Source organism: Romboutsia sp. 1001713B170131_170501_G6 (genome assembly GCF_015668195.1).
Classification (GTDB): domain Bacteria; phylum Bacillota; class Clostridia; order Peptostreptococcales; family Peptostreptococcaceae; genus Romboutsia_C.
On sequence record NZ_JADPFC010000011.1, the window covers coordinates 27,206 to 42,021 of the forward strand.

Here is a 14,816-nt window from a genome sequence, read left to right on the forward strand (position 1 = left end):
TGTATGATATGACTTCATACAAACATGGTGTATATGGCGAATATATTCCATCAAATGAGCAGATAGTTACTACATCTAACACAATACCTATATATATAGGTGTTGCACCTGTACACAGGGTTTTAAACTGTGAAAGCAAAGTAAATAAACCAATAATTATATCTAATTTAGATGAAGCTCAGATTGAAATGGGATATAGTTCTGATGATGATTTTGATAAATATACGTTATCGGCAGCTGTATTTGCACATTTTAAAAACAAAATACAAAGTATAGGACCAATTATATTGATAAATGTTTTAGATCCTAGCCTAAGCAAGAAAAATGTATCTGCAAAAGACACTCCTGTCTTAAATAAAAGAATAGTTCTTGATGAAAATACAATATCTAGCTCTATAAAAATAGCAGATAAAGTATTAGATACAGATTATAAAATAGATGTAGATTCAACAACTGGTAATATAATTATTACATTTATTACAGAGGCACCAAGTACTGTTAGCTTAAGTTATAGTACTGTTACAATAAATACAACTCCTCAAGATATAATAGGCTCATATGATGCTGGTACAGGTGAAAGAAAAGGTATATATTGTGTTCACGCAGTATATGAAGACCTTAATATAGCACCTAATATATTATGTGTACCTAAGTATGGTAAAAATCTTATAGTTAGAAATAAGTTATTAGAAGTATCAAAAAGCATAAGTGGATTATGGGATAGTGTTATATATACTGATTTAGATACATCTTTAAATAACTATAGTCAAGCTATAGAAAAAAAGGAATCTGATGGACTATCCTCTATAGACGAAAAACTTTGTTGGCCAATGGGTAAGATGCAAGGCAAGAGAATGTATATGTCTATTTTAGCTATAGTTAGAACTCAACAAACTGATGTAAAAAATAATGGGATACCATGTGAAACTCCTTCAAATAAAGCAATAGATATATCAGGACTAGTAAATGACTCTGATAAAGATATAAAGCTCACTATAGATACAGCCAATATCTTAAATTCAAAAGGAATAACAACAGCATTATTTTATGGAGGTAAATGGGTTTTATGGGGTTCTCATATGAGTAATTTTGAACATGGTAAAACTAATAAACCTGAAGAAATGTTTGATATTAATAGAAGAATGAATATATATTTAAACAATGACTTTAAAAAAAGAAATGCTGAAAAAGTTGATAAGCCTATGACTAGAAATGACATAGACGCTCTTCTTAATACTGAACAAATACGATTAAATTCTTTAATTAGCGAAGGTAAATTATTATTTGGTAAGATAGAATTTAGAAATACAGATAATATTGTTTCTGATTTAATGCAAGGAAATTTTGTATTTGATACTTTAACAACTACAACTATTCCTGCTAAATCTCTTACTCAAAGAGTTCAATATAGCTCTCAAGGAATATTAGACATGATAGGTGGTGAATAAAATGAAAATAGGAAATAAAGTTATAAACTATTCTGTTTATGTACAGGGAAAAAAAGTAGGCGATACAGCAAGTGTAGAACTTCCTGAGATAGAAATACTAACGGATTCAATAAAAGGTTCTGGAATAATAGGGGAAATAGATTTACCTTCTCCATATCAAGCAGGAAGTATGACTTTATCAATATCTACAAGAGTATCTAATAATCCAGATGACTTAGCCTTACTTATGGATGGGAAAGATATAGAGGTTAGATGGGTAACAGATGCCTTAGATAGCTCTAGTTCATCAACAGATATTATAGGTCATAAAGCATTTATGAAATGTATACCAAAGAAAATCGGTGAGGGTAAAATCGAACCTGGTTCTGGACAAGATGGAAGTTTTGAATACGAAGTCTTATCATATAAACGTGTAACAAATGGTAAAATCGTATTAGAAATAGATAAATTAAATGGTATTTTTAAAGTAAATGGAGTAGATAAAACTCAACCAATAAATGCATTATTATAAAATCTTTATATTATTAGACATTTAATAGTAAATCCTGTTAAAATACTTGTTATATTAATATAATAAATAGGAGTGATAGTATGGAGTATAGACCATTTACTCAATATGACTATATTCTTTTAATAATTTTATTAGCAGGAGTCATTATTTATATGTATTACTCAAGATATAAAAAATAAAATAAATTAAAAAAAGGAAGTCCTTTAAGGGCTTCTTTTATATTTTAGGAGGTATTTAATTATGAATGAAAATGTAGTAGAAATAGAAGTTATTGAACATCCAAATAGATTAACTTTAAGTAAACCTATAATGATTGATGGTGAAGAAAAAAAGTATATAGATTATGATACAGACAAATTAACAGGTGGATCAATAGAGAAAGCTATACAAGAACTAGTTAAAAGACAAGTATTTGTAGTATCACCTGAAATAGATACAGTTTTACATGCTCAATTATTCGCATTTGCAAGTGGGTTAGATTATTTAGATATAAATAGACTTTCAATGAAAGATTATGCAAAGGCAACGGCTATAATAAGGGATTTTTTCATAAATTAGGTGGATTCACTCCACCTGATTTTATAAGAAAATCAATAGCTCAAATAACATTAGAAACATCTAACTCAAGAAGAGACTGTTTAGAAATGCCTATAAAAGAGTTAGTTGAATATTATTTTGATTTGGCCGACGAATTAGAGGCTAGAAATAAATCAAAATAGTGAGGTGAATAATGAAAAGTTTTAATACTAATATAATAATTGGTGGTAAACTTAATCCATCTCTTCAAAGAGCTTTTGATGCTGTAACTAAGTTTGCATCTAAAAGTTCAAATGCTTTTAAGACTGTTACTAATAGTTCAACTAGACTTAATAGCTCCTTAGGTAGAACCTCTTCATGCTCTAGAGGACTTATAACAGCATCTAATAATGCCTCTCGTTTAAGTAAAAATTTAAGAAATGCAGCTAGTGAAGCAAAGAAAACTGTAAAAACTATGGCATTAGCTGGAACAACTGCTGGTGCTGCATTAGCCGTCAAAGGTTCTAAAGATATGTTGTCTGAAGCATCATCAATGGAGCAGTATAGAAACACATTAAACATAGTTATGAAAGATAACAAAAAAGCAGGGGAAACCTTCAAATGGGCTGTTGATTATGCTAATAAAACACCTTTTGAAACAGGAGATATAGTAGATGGAACAGTAAAACTTCAAAGTTATGGTCTTGAAGCTCAAAAAGTTTTACCTTATATAGGAGATATGGCTGCCGCCATGGGTAAAGGAATGGATCAAGCGGTTGAAGCTGTAGCTGATGCTCAAACTGGAGAACTCGAGAGGTTAATTTTTAGCCTCGTAGCATAGGGATATGCTAAAAAATAAACTCGGTAAACTCGGTGGAAGTCTTTTTATTACGAAAGATAAAAGATGATACCGATCCAAGCCTATAAAGAAATTTTAGGAAGGTGTAGAGACTAGGGGAAGCCTAAGTTTTTTATAAAAAGATATGGTGATAACACCCATTTTATTTAAGTAATTAGATAAAATACGCCGAGCATCCAGAACGGATGAAGATATAGTCCGAACTATGCAGTGATGTATAGAAATAGGCAGAAATGTCCTATTCACACTTAAAAAGTGTAGTAACAATTTGTAAAAGAGTTTGGAATTACCAAAGAGCAAATAGTAAAACAAGCGAATAAAAAACTTGGAGACCTTGAAGTTGTAAATAACAAAGGTCAAATAACAAATCAAAGAGCCTTTAATGCTTCATTAATGAGTCTTATGAAAGAACGATTTGAAGGTGGTATGCAAATACAAGCGAATAGCTTTAAAGGAGTTATGAGTACTATATCTGGTGTATGGAAGTCAGGATTAGCTCAAATGGCTGGTGTAAGTGATGAAGGGCTTGTTGTAAAGGGTAGTTTTTTTGATGTTATTAAAGATAAGGCTGTTCAAATAAGTGAAAAATTACAAGGACTTCAAGCTAGTGGTAAATTTGAAGAATTACAAAAGAGTTTTGGTAAATTTGCTACAGATATATCAAATGGTATAGATATAGCATTACCTAAATTAATGAATTTAGGTAACTATATGTTAACTCATGGACCACAAATAATGAATATAGCTAGATTTATAGGTATGTCTTTTTTAACATGGAAAGCTATAAGTTTTGTATCTAATGCAGTAACTACTATATCAAATTTAGCAGGCATGTTAAGGTTGGCTAGAACACAATATTTACCTTTATTATTTGCTAAAATGCAAGATATGGCATTAACAGCAGGTATTATTGGTTTATATACCTGGGATGCAGTGTGTAAAGGTGCCTCAGCAATTAAAACCTTCTTATTAGCAGGAGCTCAAGGAGCTTTAAACGTAGCTGTGGCTATAGGTACTGGTGTAATGGGAGCCTTTGGTGCTGTAATGGCCTTTTTAACTTCTCCTATAGGACTTGTTATTATTGGAGTAACACTCTTAGTTGCAGGACTTATATATCTATGGAATACATCAGAAACTGTAAGAACTTCTGTTACAAACTTTTTTAGCACCTTAAAACAATGGGGTGTGGATGCTTGTAATGCAGTTATAAACGCTTTAAATTCACTTATAGACCTTATAAATAAAATACCACTAATAAATATCCCTAAAATACCTAATGTAGGAGGAGACTCAAAAGGTGGTAAATCATCAAAAGGAATGAAAAAGTATGCAAAAGGTGGTATTGCAACACGACCATCTATTTGTGGTGAAGCAGGTCCAGAAGCTGTAATACCTTTAAAGAAAAATAACCCTAGAAGTATTCAACTATTAGAACAAACTAGTAGAATATTGGGAGTTAATCAAGGTGTATCTAGAGAACCTTTAGGAACTTTAAAACCTAGAAATATTTCTTTAAAAAGCAAAAGATCAACATCTTCTAATGGTGATGGTAATTATTATACTTACAGTCCTACAATATATGCAGGAGGTAATGACAAACAGCAAATAAAAGAAATGATATTATCTGGCTTTGAAGACTTCAAGGATTTCATAGATAATATGAATGAAGATGGTGAAAGGGTAAATATAGATGAAACAATATTTAACATATAGTACATTACAAGGAGATACTTTTGATAGTATCTCCTTAGACTTTTATGATGATGAATACTATGCTAGTGAAATAATAAAAGCTAATCCAGATGTCGGAACTATATTAGTATTTGATGAAGGTGTAGAACTTAATATTCCTATACTTGATATAGAAGCTAATTCATCTTTACCACCTTGGAAGAGGTGATTAAATGATAGTTAAAATTAACGGAGTAAATATATCTCATGATTTAAATGTAATAGGAGCTATTATAAACGATAATGCTGGTGATATTTATGATAGCTTAGAAATCTGTATATCAGATATAGAAAATAACTGGAGAATATGGAATATAGATACTGATGAAACAATTGAGATAATCCAAGATGGATTTTCAAGTGGTTTAATGTATGTAGATACTGTTTATATAAATAGTGGGAAATGTATAATAAAAGCAAATTCACTCAAAAGAAAATATAAAGAAATAAAATGCTCTACTTTAGAAAATATAACATTTTTGAAATTTGCATCAACTATAGCTGAAAGATTAAATCTAAAGATTGAGACTTATGAAATAAATAACTATACGTATAATAGATTGGATCAGATTAATAAGACAGATTTTTCTTTTTTAGTGTCTAGATGTATTTTAGAAGGATATAGAGCTAAGGTTACTAATAATAAACTCGTTATATATAATGAAAATCTATTTGAAGCTAAAGATCCTATTGATGAATTTACTCCAAAAGACTTTATAGGTAAATATAAATTTAGAAAAAGTAACTTAGATACTTATTCTAAATGTGAAATACAATATTTTGCTAAAGAATATATAAAATCAGAAATTATCAATACATTGGATAATGCAAGTGTTCTTAAGCCAAAAGTAAGAGTTTCATCTGTTGTAGAAGGTAATAGATTTTGTGAGAATATACTTAAATATAAAAACAAGTATATTAATACCTTAAATATTTGTGTAAACTTAAATACTAATTTAGCTGGTTCAAGTATTATTGAAATAAAAGAAGTTGGAGCATTTTCAGGAAAATATTTTATAGAAAGTATAAAGCATGATTTTATAAAAAATAGAAGCTATATATATGCTAGAAAGGTGGATTGATATGATTATTAGAGGAGTTATATCAAATATAACTGATTCAAATAATATAAGAGTCGTAATGCCTACTCAAGAGTCAACCGTCTCTTATAACCTTGAATTAGCATACCACATAGATATAAATACATTAAGTGTAGGTGATAGAGTTGTAGTTGCTTTTTATACTGATACTGAAGGAGTGATTATTGCAAAATGTCAATAATAGGAAGTTTTGCCAATAAAGTATTTAAAGTAAGCTCTAATCATTTATATACTTTTGATGAATTTACTATGAATAGTGAATTAAAAATTGATGAACAAGAAGTAGACGGTAGTAAACCATCTACTTATATAAAAGGTCCTGGATTAGATAAAGTGTCTTTAAATGTCTCATTAATAAAACAGAAAAATATTGATGTAAGAAATGAAATAGATGAATGGAAAAAAATAAAAGATTCTAAAATACCATATCATCTAATAATTGGTAATAGAAATTTAGCAACATATAAATTTCTACTAACTAATGTTGATGTTAGTGAAACAAAAATAGGTGTTTCAGGAGAGTATCTAAAAGCTAAAGTTCAACTTCAATTTTCAGAATATGTAAGAGCAGGAAAGAAAGAAGAAAATACTACTACATCTAGTTCAAGTAATGATACTACTAAAAGTAGTACGAAAAGTACTTCAAAAAAATCTACTGCTGGAACAACTAAGTCATCTAAAAAAAGTAAGAAAAGAAAAAATAAAAATGCATCAAAATCTAAATCCAAAAATAAAACTAGTAAAAGTGATAATAGTAAAATAGAAGCTCTAGAAAAGGAGTTATATGGATAATGCTTTATAATATTAATTCAAATAAATCATATATAAACTGGAATGCTACTGATGATGAAAGAATTATACAAAATATAATTAATATATTAAATACAGTACGATATGAGGTTGCATACGATAGAGTAATGGGAAGAAACCCAGAAAACTTAGATAGAAATTTTTTAGATGTACAAAGCCTATTAATATCAGAAACATATGATTTAATAGAAGAATATGAACCAAGGGCAAAAATTAAAAATGTATTTGTAAAGCAACTTCCAAATGGAGAAATAGATATTGAGGTGGTGGTAGATATTGAGTGATATAAATTTTGTAAATATAGATGCAAAAGCTATTAATTTAAAAATTATTAATGATTTTGAAGAGTTAATTGGTGAACCTTTATATCCAGGAGATGAAAGGCGTATTTTCTTACAACAATTAACACCTTTAATCGTTGGTATAAAACATGAAATAAATGATTCTGCAAAACAAAATCTTCTCAGATACTCAAGAGGTGAAAAACTTGATGGTATAGGAGAAGATTTATTTTTTACAGAAAGACTTGAAGCTCAAAAAGCTAGTTGTAAATGTAAATGTAAACTAAGCAAAATTCAAGATACTGATATAGTAATACCAGCTAATACAAGAGTTTCTCCTGATGGAAATATTTATTTTAAAACTAGAGAAAAAATAACTATATGTTCAGGACAATTAGAAGCTATAGGAATATTAGATGCTGAAAAAGTAGGTCCAGAGTTTAATGGTTTTATACCAGGACAAATAAACTTAATGGTGGATTTAATTCCTTTTGTTGAATCAATAGTAAATATTGAAATGTCAGCAGGAGGTTCGAATATTGAATCTGATGAAAGGTATAGAGAACGTTGTAGACTATCTCAAAAAGCATTATCTACAGCAGGACCAGATGATGCTTATATAGCTTTCGCTAAAGGTGCTCATCCAAGTATTGTTGATGCAAAACCTACTTCACCATCTCCAGGAGTTGTTAAAATAGTTATATTATTAGATGGAGCTGTTACTCCTACAGAAGAGATTATTAATAAAGTTCTTGAAGATTGCTCTAGAAGAGATAGAAGACCTTTAACTGATAATGTTGAAGTTGAAGGTTGTGAGGAAGTACAATATGATATTAACTTGACATATTACTTAGATAGAAATCACTCATATAAAGAAGCTATATATAGGAAAGCCATTGAAGGTGAAAACTTAGATCTAACTACAGGAGCTATAAGAGAATATATAAATTGGCAACAATCTAATCTAGGGAAATCAATCAACCCAGATGAACTTAGATACAGAATTCAAGATGCAGCAACCTATTCAACTACAACTAATGATAAATTTACTGCAGTTAGAAAAATAGAATTAATATCACCTACTCATATAGATATTAAGGATATTCAAGTAGCTAAGGCCAGAAATATAAATGTTGTTTATGGAGGATTAGACTAATGGATATTAATAATGTAGATTTATTAGACCTTCAAACTAGTCACATGAAACAAGATCCTTCTACTATAGCTATGTGTAAAGCATTAAATCCTGTTTTTAAAAAACTTGCTAGAGAAGCTAAACTTGCGTTTATATATGGAAGAATAGATCAACTTGATGATGATACCTTAGACGAATTGGCGTGGCAATTTTATGTTGATTTCTATAGTGTTGATTTTCCTATTAGTGTTAAGAGGAATCTAATAAAAAATGCAAAAAAAATACATAAATTAAAAGGAACACCTGCTGCCGTTGAAATTTTATTAACATCTATATTTGGTAATGCTGTGTTAAAAGAATGGTTTGAGTATGATGGTGATCCTTTTATGTTTAAAGTACGAATAGAAGTAGAAAACAATATAAATTTATTATTAGATAAGTTTGAAGAGTCTATTAATGTTGTAAAAAATACTAGATCACATTTAGAAAAAATAGAACTATACTCTGTGTCTAGAAATACAACTTATATAGCATCTTCTTTGCTATCTGGAGAAAAAGTAACTACTTTTCCTTGGTCCCCTAAGGACTTAGACTCAAAAGGTACTTTACATATAGCTATAGGTAATAATGGTGGTATAGAAAACACAACTATATATCCTAAGAAAGAGGTGATTAAATGAATGAGCAATTTTATACAATTCTAACTAAGATAGGTAAAGCTAAGATAGCAAATGCTACAGCATTAGGAACACAACTAAATATAGTTAAATTTCATGTAGGAGATGGTAATGGATCATATTATAATCCTACTGAAGAACAAACACAACTAAAAAATAAACTATGGGAAGGTAATATTAGCTCAATACGAATTGATGACGAAAACCCAAATTGGGTAATATTAGAGGCTGTAATACCAGGTTCTGATGGTGGATTTATGGTTAGGGAAGTAGGGGCTGTCGATTCAGACGGTAACTTAATAGCTATAGGAAAGTTTCCTGAAACATATAAACCTATTGCTGGAGATGGAAGTGTAAAAGATTTAATACTTAAAATGGTATTAGAAATCTCAAATACCTCTAGTGTAACTCTTAAAATAGATCCTACAGTTATACTAGCAACTAAAAAAGATATCTTAGATTTAGAGGAAAAAATAAATAATATTGAATTAGTTGATACAAAAGTTAAATTAACTGACCTAGGTAATCTCTTTGAACTTGGAGAAGATGCTAATATAAATCAAGCATTAATAAAATTATTTAATAAATCTAACCAAATTGAAGAAGATTTAAACGGTCAAAGATTAAAGGCTATAACAATACACAATAAGTTAGATAAATGCTTATAATAGGGAGGTGATAATTGTGGCTCAATTAGATATAAGTACACCTTTGAAAGATGTTCTTGTTGCTATAGATAAAAAGGCTGCACGAGCTAATGCAGATAGAGATACACTTGAAAGTATACTTATTGGTAAAAGTGTGAATGTTGTACCAGGTTCAAAATTAAGTGTATTAATTGAAAAAGTTAGGGAAGAAATTAATACTAGAAAAAAAGTAGCAACAGGTTCATTAACTATAGGAAAAACGTACTCACGTCCTGATTCAGGTAACATAAATAGGAATGTTTATATAGCTAATGTAACAAATTTAGATTTTAAGCCTAGTAAAGTTTACTTTTATACAATACCTCCTTTAGGGGCAATTTATGAAGAAATACTTATATGTTACCTTGATCTAGATATAAACTCAAATTATAGCTACATAACATATACAGATAATCAGTATATGTTGTTTCATAAATATAATATTACACAGGAAACTTTATTTAAAGGTGGATTTAAAATACCTGTTTGCTTTGGAGGAGATAGTCCTAAAAAAATAACTGTAAAATGGATTGCAGTTGAATAAGGAGGTAACTTATGAATGTAGGAACAAAAATATATTATTGTAACATAACAGGAAATACATTATTAGTAATAGGTGATTTAGTTAATGTTTCAAGAGATACAACTTTCGATGAAGATTGTTGTATATATCCTGAGCTTAGTGAAAGAAACAAAAACACAATATCATCAATACAATTAAACTATGGAGAATTTAATAAATTAGCTAATGGTAAAGAGTGTACTAGTGTTAATTTAGAAACTAAAGAATTAATATTTTTAACTCCTTCAATGCCTGATAATTCATCTAATTTAACTTGGGAGAATGAGGTAAATAATAAACTATCTGCTTTAGAAGAAGAAAATGCTGATTTATTATTAGATAATGCAATGAAAGATTTAAGATTAGAGACACTAGAAAATGATTTAGCAGATTTAACTTTAGAAATAGCTATGATGGGAGGTAATTAAAATGATTGATTGGTTTGAAAAAGTAAAAAGATATTATGATAAAAAGAAATATACTAAAGAAGAAGTAAAAATGTTTGTTATAAGTGGAAAAATAACAGAGGAAGAATATAAAGAAATTACAGGAGAAGACTACATAGCATAGTCTTTTTTTATTGACTAGAATTATTAAATTTCTAGCCTTTTTAAATACGATGTAGAGAGGGTAAATTTATTTATGGATAAGTTTTTTAATGATGTTGTGCTAACACAAGGTATTTTTGCAATACTGTTCTGTTGGTTATTGTTTTATAGTAAAAAAGAAGATAAAGAAAGAGAATTAAAAGCACAAGAAAGAGAAGATAAATTACAAAGTATAATATTTAATAATCAAAAAATAATGCAAGAAATGGCAGAGAAACTTAAAACTGTAGAAGAAGTAAAAGAAGATGTTAAAGAAATAATAAATAAATTAGATGGAGCTACTAATTAAGTAGCTCTTTTTTAATAAATAAAATTTTAGAAAAGGTAGGTAATTGATTATGAAGTCTAATATACATGCAGGACATGATGCACAAGGAAAAGGAGCAAGTGGAGCTAGTTCTTATATCGATGGTATCGGATGGATACATGAATCTATTGAAGATAGAAATGTAAAAGATGAAGTTATAAGATTATTAAAAGAAGAAAATAATATTACATATGATTGTACTGTAGATTCAGCAGGAACACAGGATAAAAATTTATCTCAAATTGTTGCCAAATGTAATGCACATGATGTTGATTTAGACGTATCTATACATTTTAACTCTGGACGAGATGATGAAGACGGAGATGGTGATAATGCAGGGGTTGAAGTATATTGCTATGATGAAAAAACTAAAGATATTGCAGAAAGAATATGTAAAAATATATCAAAATTAGGTTTTGATAATAGAGGAGTTAAAATTAAAAAAGATTACTATGTATTAAGAAAAACAAAAGCACCAGCAATACTTATAGAATGTTGTTTTATAGATGATAAGGATGATGTTTTACTATACAAAAAGGTAGGATATAAAGCAATGGCAAAAGCAATAGTTGAAGGTATATTAAATGAAAAATTAGATAATAAAATAAATAGTAACACTAGTCAAGTATCATCAACAAATAAGTTTAAAAATGGAGATTATACAGGTAAGAAAGCTAGAGTTACAGCAAATGTATTAAATGTTAGATGGGATAGAGGAACTAATTTTAATATTATAGGTAAATTGAAAAAAAATGATGTTGTTAAATTAAATTATTGTATGAGTGGATGGGTAAGCATAGAAGGATACAAAGGAAATAAAGGCCTTGGGTACATCCATACAGACTATATAGAATTGTTATAGATCATAGGTTAAAATATTTGACTTAAAAATATTTTTTTGATAATATTATATTCCTACATTAGTTAATTTTAACTATTAAAATAAAAAGGATTGCTATTATATAATAGTAGTCTTTTTTATTTTATATAAGTTATAATAATATCTATAACTAAGGTGAATTGTTTTTTTCGAACTGCAGAAATAAAATGTAGTAGTTGTTAGACCTAGTAACTAACATTAAAGGAGCAGAGAGCCCAACTCTCGCTCCTTTTTATTTTTGTTTATTATTTTGCTTGAATAATATCTAAGAATATAATATTATTTTATATATAAAAATTAAATCTTTTTAGAAAATATTCTCAAAAAAAGGCTCGGTATTATATTTATATACCGAGCCTTTTTTTGTGCATCTTAAAATAGGTTAAAACATTTGACTTTAAAATATTCTTTTGATAATATTGTAGACAATCATTATTTATTTTTTATAGTATTTTTTAAATCATACTATATACTTTCTTAATTTGTTATGAGGAATAAATGACTATCCTAAATAGGGTAGTCATTTATTTTTTTATAAATAATTATATTATAAAAAGAATATATATAAATAACTTTATATTATTGTTTTTTGTAAAATGTTGTTATATTATGTATATAATCTTGATGTAATTTTTTGCTATAAGTATTTTGCATAAGTATATGTAGTAAAAAGAGACTATCCATATATTGTATAGTCTCTTTTTTATTAAAAATATATGTTTAGTATGTACATATTGAATATTTGAAGTTAAAATAAATATTAGATACTATTTTGGATAATATATTTTGAGAAACCTGATAAGAATGAACTTATCAACCTTCAAACTATAGAAGTAAAATGTAGTATTTTGAAATTTAGTAATAGGCTAAAAGGAGTAAAAGTTATGATTTTTACTCCTTTTTATTTTTTATAAGTAGTTTTCATTGAACTATATATATTTATACTCTAAAATATACTTAAGCCCAAAATTTGCGAATTAACATAAATACAAAAAGGACTAGGTCGTACACCCCTAGTCCTTTTTACTTCAAATGGCGAAGTCCTTTGCAATGATATATATATTATATGTATAGAAATATTTTATATTCTATTTATTATAATGTTTATGATATAATACACATAGAAATTACAATCTAAGAGTGATGGTTTCTATACTAAAGAAAAATCACCTACTTCTTTACAGGAAGGAGGTGAGGAAGTATGGAAATATTAATATTATTTTTAAAAAACTCTGATGCTATACTTATTAGTATACTTGGAGCTTTTATATATGATATATTAAAAATCACTCTTACTGGCAATAAGAGTGATTCTGAAAAATAATTTTTAACTAATTAAATAGAAATCACACTCTAGGCTAAAAGATTGTAATTTCTTTTATGATTATATTATACACTAGATAAATATATTTATGCTAGTTATTTTATAATATATTCTTATTTTTATAGTTTTTAGATTAAAAAGCACTAATAATATTCTTAGTGCTTTTTATTTTTTCATGATAATTCTCCTTTTAAACTATTTAGTTTTTTCAAATTATTTAATTCTTTCTGTATTTCTATAACATGTACATAATTATGTTCAGCAATTTCAAAAACATTTTCAAATGGTAATACAACAACTTTCTTTATCAAGCTTAATTCATCATAATGTAATTTACCTGAATTATAATAAAACTCATTTAATTTTTTTAAATCAATTCTAGTTAGTCTTGAAATAGTTTCTAATGAAAATTTATACTCTTCAATGAAATAATAAAGTTTCTCTAAAAAACTTATTGCTATTTCTTCATCTTTTTTAAATAAAAATCGTTCATCATCAATCATAATAAATCCTCCTATAGTTTATTTTTATTATAAAAAAGTATAACATTACAAATTTTTACAGTAAATTATTTTTAATTACAATTATTGACAATTGAAATTAATATATTAATTTCATTGATTTTTTATATAATAAAATAATGTGAACTTTATATATTTACACATCTTATAAAAGATTTGGTATATCATCTAGTCATTTCAATGTATTTGACTTTAAAAGTATTTTTTGATAGTATTAAAATTGTAATTTAAAGTCACTTTTGAATTATCTTCTATGGATTTTTACTTCAAAGGAAAATAAGTTTAAAGATTTATTTTCCTTTTTATTTTTTTGATATGTTGTTTTAATTGAATTTAATTTTTTTTTAATATAAAATAAAATAGTCTAAATCTCCATAACATATACGTTTAAATAGTTAAGTGATTAAAAGGATTAGGTAATATACCTGATCCTTTTAATCATTTGACATTAAAATTTTATTTTGATATTATGTTAAATAAATAGTTGCTAACTATCAAAATAAATGTCGTTTTATTAAATGTATTATTTAATCTATTTTTTTCTCAAAAAGGTAAATGAGTTCTGATGAATTCATTTACCTTTTTTATTTATATTTTTGTGTCAAAAATAGTATTATTATTTTTGAAATATTTCATATATTTTTTCTAGTTTTTTTGAAATATAAACTTTATAAAAAATAAAGCATTTCATAAAGTAGACTTTTTGACATAGTATAAATTTAATAAAAAATATTTTATAACTATAGGTAGTTTTATTTGATTTTTTAAATTTTTTTTGATATTATACATTTAAATTTTTTATTACTCTAAAATTTTCATCATGAAAAAGGAGCAAAAGTATAACTCTTGCTCCTTTTTTA

The 14,816-nt window shown here is 27.1% G+C and carries 20 protein-coding genes; 19 read left to right on the forward strand and 1 reads right to left on the reverse strand.

Annotated elements, in window-relative coordinates; all coding sequences use genetic code 11:
- The first annotated feature begins 8 nt into the window (after nucleotides 1-8).
- The 19 genes from I4U89_RS14275 (at nucleotide 9) to I4U89_RS15900 (ending at nucleotide 13,435) form a co-directional block, all read left to right on the forward strand.
- Nucleotides 9-1,448 (forward strand): hypothetical protein, encoded by a 1,440-nt coding sequence (locus I4U89_RS14275; RefSeq protein WP_195940955.1) that lies wholly within the window; start codon nucleotides 9-11, stop codon nucleotides 1,446-1,448.
- Nucleotide 1,449: 1 nt separating this feature from the next.
- Nucleotides 1,450-1,959 carry a phage major tail tube protein gene (locus I4U89_RS14280; protein WP_195940956.1) on the forward strand — a complete coding sequence of 170 codons (510 nt, stop codon included), beginning with the start codon at nucleotides 1,450-1,452 and terminating at the stop codon, nucleotides 1,957-1,959.
- Nucleotides 1,960-2,199: 240 nt separating this feature from the next.
- Nucleotides 2,200-2,517, forward strand: a complete 318-nt coding sequence (locus tag I4U89_RS14285; RefSeq protein ID WP_195940957.1) for a phage tail assembly protein — start codon at nucleotides 2,200-2,202, stop codon at nucleotides 2,515-2,517.
- A gap of 172 nt (nucleotides 2,518-2,689) precedes the next feature.
- Entirely contained in the window at nucleotides 2,690-3,316 is a 627-nt protein-coding gene (locus I4U89_RS14290; RefSeq protein ID WP_195940958.1) for a hypothetical protein, read from the forward strand.
- Between the two features lie 444 nt (nucleotides 3,317-3,760).
- Nucleotides 3,761-5,047 carry a hypothetical protein gene (locus I4U89_RS14295; protein WP_207744198.1) on the forward strand — a complete coding sequence of 429 codons (1,287 nt, stop codon included), beginning with the start codon at nucleotides 3,761-3,763 and terminating at the stop codon, nucleotides 5,045-5,047.
- Complete coding sequence (locus I4U89_RS14300; RefSeq protein ID WP_195940960.1) at nucleotides 5,025-5,234, forward strand: tail protein X; 210 nt, start codon at nucleotides 5,025-5,027, stop codon at nucleotides 5,232-5,234. The genes I4U89_RS14295 and I4U89_RS14300 overlap by 23 nt, the downstream gene beginning before the upstream one ends.
- 4 nt (nucleotides 5,235-5,238) lie before the next feature.
- On the forward strand, nucleotides 5,239-6,147 hold the full coding sequence (locus tag I4U89_RS14305) for a phage late control D family protein (protein WP_195940961.1): 909 nt from the start codon (nucleotides 5,239-5,241) through the stop codon (nucleotides 6,145-6,147).
- Between the two features lies 1 nt (nucleotide 6,148).
- Entirely contained in the window at nucleotides 6,149-6,346 is a 198-nt protein-coding gene (locus I4U89_RS14310; protein ID WP_195940962.1) for a hypothetical protein, read from the forward strand.
- Nucleotides 6,337-6,957, forward strand: a complete 621-nt coding sequence (locus I4U89_RS14315; RefSeq protein ID WP_195940963.1) for a phage tail protein — start codon at nucleotides 6,337-6,339, stop codon at nucleotides 6,955-6,957. The genes I4U89_RS14310 and I4U89_RS14315 overlap by 10 nt, the downstream gene beginning before the upstream one ends.
- A complete protein-coding gene (locus I4U89_RS14320; RefSeq protein WP_195940964.1) occupies nucleotides 6,957-7,259 on the forward strand; it encodes a hypothetical protein in 303 nt (100 codons plus the stop codon). The genes I4U89_RS14315 and I4U89_RS14320 overlap by 1 nt, the downstream gene beginning before the upstream one ends.
- Complete coding sequence (locus I4U89_RS14325; RefSeq protein WP_195940965.1) at nucleotides 7,252-8,412, forward strand: baseplate J/gp47 family protein; 1,161 nt, start codon at nucleotides 7,252-7,254, stop codon at nucleotides 8,410-8,412. The genes I4U89_RS14320 and I4U89_RS14325 overlap by 8 nt, the downstream gene beginning before the upstream one ends.
- Nucleotides 8,412-9,071, forward strand: coding sequence for a phage tail protein I (locus I4U89_RS14330; protein ID WP_195940966.1), 660 nt, complete (start codon nucleotides 8,412-8,414; stop codon nucleotides 9,069-9,071). The genes I4U89_RS14325 and I4U89_RS14330 overlap by 1 nt, the downstream gene beginning before the upstream one ends.
- The gene (locus I4U89_RS14335; RefSeq protein WP_195940967.1) at nucleotides 9,068-9,736 is read left to right on the forward strand and encodes a phage tail protein; all 669 of its coding nucleotides are present in this window, start codon (nucleotides 9,068-9,070) and stop codon (nucleotides 9,734-9,736) included. Before I4U89_RS14330 ends, I4U89_RS14335 begins: the two co-directional genes overlap by 4 nt.
- 16 nt (nucleotides 9,737-9,752) lie before the next feature.
- Nucleotides 9,753-10,298, forward strand: a complete 546-nt coding sequence (locus tag I4U89_RS14340) for a hypothetical protein (RefSeq protein ID WP_195940968.1) — start codon at nucleotides 9,753-9,755, stop codon at nucleotides 10,296-10,298.
- 11 nt (nucleotides 10,299-10,309) lie between these two features.
- A complete protein-coding gene (locus tag I4U89_RS14345) occupies nucleotides 10,310-10,744 on the forward strand; it encodes a hypothetical protein (protein WP_195940969.1) in 435 nt (144 codons plus the stop codon).
- Between the two features lies 1 nt (nucleotide 10,745).
- Nucleotides 10,746-10,886, forward strand: coding sequence for an XkdX family protein (locus I4U89_RS14350; RefSeq protein ID WP_195940970.1), 141 nt, complete (start codon nucleotides 10,746-10,748; stop codon nucleotides 10,884-10,886).
- A 72-nt stretch (nucleotides 10,887-10,958) separates the two neighbouring features.
- Nucleotides 10,959-11,213 (forward strand): BhlA/UviB family holin-like peptide, encoded by a 255-nt coding sequence (locus I4U89_RS14355; protein ID WP_195940971.1) that lies wholly within the window; start codon nucleotides 10,959-10,961, stop codon nucleotides 11,211-11,213.
- Between the two features lie 49 nt (nucleotides 11,214-11,262).
- On the forward strand, nucleotides 11,263-12,093 hold the full coding sequence (locus tag I4U89_RS14360) for an N-acetylmuramoyl-L-alanine amidase (protein ID WP_195940972.1): 831 nt from the start codon (nucleotides 11,263-11,265) through the stop codon (nucleotides 12,091-12,093).
- Between the two features lie 1,219 nt (nucleotides 12,094-13,312).
- Entirely contained in the window at nucleotides 13,313-13,435 is a 123-nt protein-coding gene (locus tag I4U89_RS15900; protein ID WP_279311333.1) for a hypothetical protein, read from the forward strand.
- A gap of 173 nt (nucleotides 13,436-13,608) precedes the next feature.
- Here I4U89_RS15900 and I4U89_RS14365 read toward each other — a convergent pair whose 3' ends face one another.
- Nucleotides 13,609-13,938, reverse strand: coding sequence for an HTH domain-containing protein (locus I4U89_RS14365; RefSeq protein WP_195940973.1), 330 nt, complete (start codon nucleotides 13,936-13,938; stop codon nucleotides 13,609-13,611).
- Nucleotides 13,939-14,816: the final 878 nt, after the last annotated feature.

Bases quoted from the DNA above. Each gene is read 5' to 3' on its own strand.
- I4U89_RS14300 (WP_195940960.1), top strand. From the start codon at position 5,025: ATGAAACAATATTTAACATATAGTACATTACAAGGAGATACTTTTGAT.
- I4U89_RS14275 (WP_195940955.1), top strand. From the start codon at position 9: ATGACTTCATACAAACATGGTGTATATGGCGAATATATTCCATCAAAT.
- I4U89_RS14285 (WP_195940957.1), top strand. From the start codon at position 2,200: ATGAATGAAAATGTAGTAGAAATAGAAGTTATTGAACATCCAAATAGA.
- I4U89_RS14310 (WP_195940962.1), top strand. From the start codon at position 6,149: ATGATTATTAGAGGAGTTATATCAAATATAACTGATTCAAATAATATA.
- I4U89_RS14290 (WP_195940958.1), top strand. From the start codon at position 2,690: ATGAAAAGTTTTAATACTAATATAATAATTGGTGGTAAACTTAATCCA.
- I4U89_RS14355 (WP_195940971.1), top strand. From the start codon at position 10,959: ATGGATAAGTTTTTTAATGATGTTGTGCTAACACAAGGTATTTTTGCA.
- I4U89_RS14365 (WP_195940973.1), bottom strand. From the start codon at position 13,938: ATGATTGATGATGAACGATTTTTATTTAAAAAAGATGAAGAAATAGCA.
- I4U89_RS14280 (WP_195940956.1), top strand. From the start codon at position 1,450: ATGAAAATAGGAAATAAAGTTATAAACTATTCTGTTTATGTACAGGGA.
- I4U89_RS14305 (WP_195940961.1), top strand. From the start codon at position 5,239: ATGATAGTTAAAATTAACGGAGTAAATATATCTCATGATTTAAATGTA.
- I4U89_RS14315 (WP_195940963.1), top strand. From the start codon at position 6,337: ATGTCAATAATAGGAAGTTTTGCCAATAAAGTATTTAAAGTAAGCTCT.
- I4U89_RS14295 (WP_207744198.1), top strand. From the start codon at position 3,761: ATGCAAATACAAGCGAATAGCTTTAAAGGAGTTATGAGTACTATATCT.
- I4U89_RS14330 (WP_195940966.1), top strand. From the start codon at position 8,412: ATGGATATTAATAATGTAGATTTATTAGACCTTCAAACTAGTCACATG.
- I4U89_RS14320 (WP_195940964.1), top strand. From the start codon at position 6,957: ATGCTTTATAATATTAATTCAAATAAATCATATATAAACTGGAATGCT.
- I4U89_RS14350 (WP_195940970.1), top strand. From the start codon at position 10,746: ATGATTGATTGGTTTGAAAAAGTAAAAAGATATTATGATAAAAAGAAA.
- I4U89_RS14360 (WP_195940972.1), top strand. From the start codon at position 11,263: ATGAAGTCTAATATACATGCAGGACATGATGCACAAGGAAAAGGAGCA.
- I4U89_RS15900 (WP_279311333.1), top strand. From the start codon at position 13,313: ATGGAAATATTAATATTATTTTTAAAAAACTCTGATGCTATACTTATT.
- I4U89_RS14335 (WP_195940967.1), top strand. From the start codon at position 9,068: ATGAATGAGCAATTTTATACAATTCTAACTAAGATAGGTAAAGCTAAG.
- I4U89_RS14345 (WP_195940969.1), top strand. From the start codon at position 10,310: ATGAATGTAGGAACAAAAATATATTATTGTAACATAACAGGAAATACA.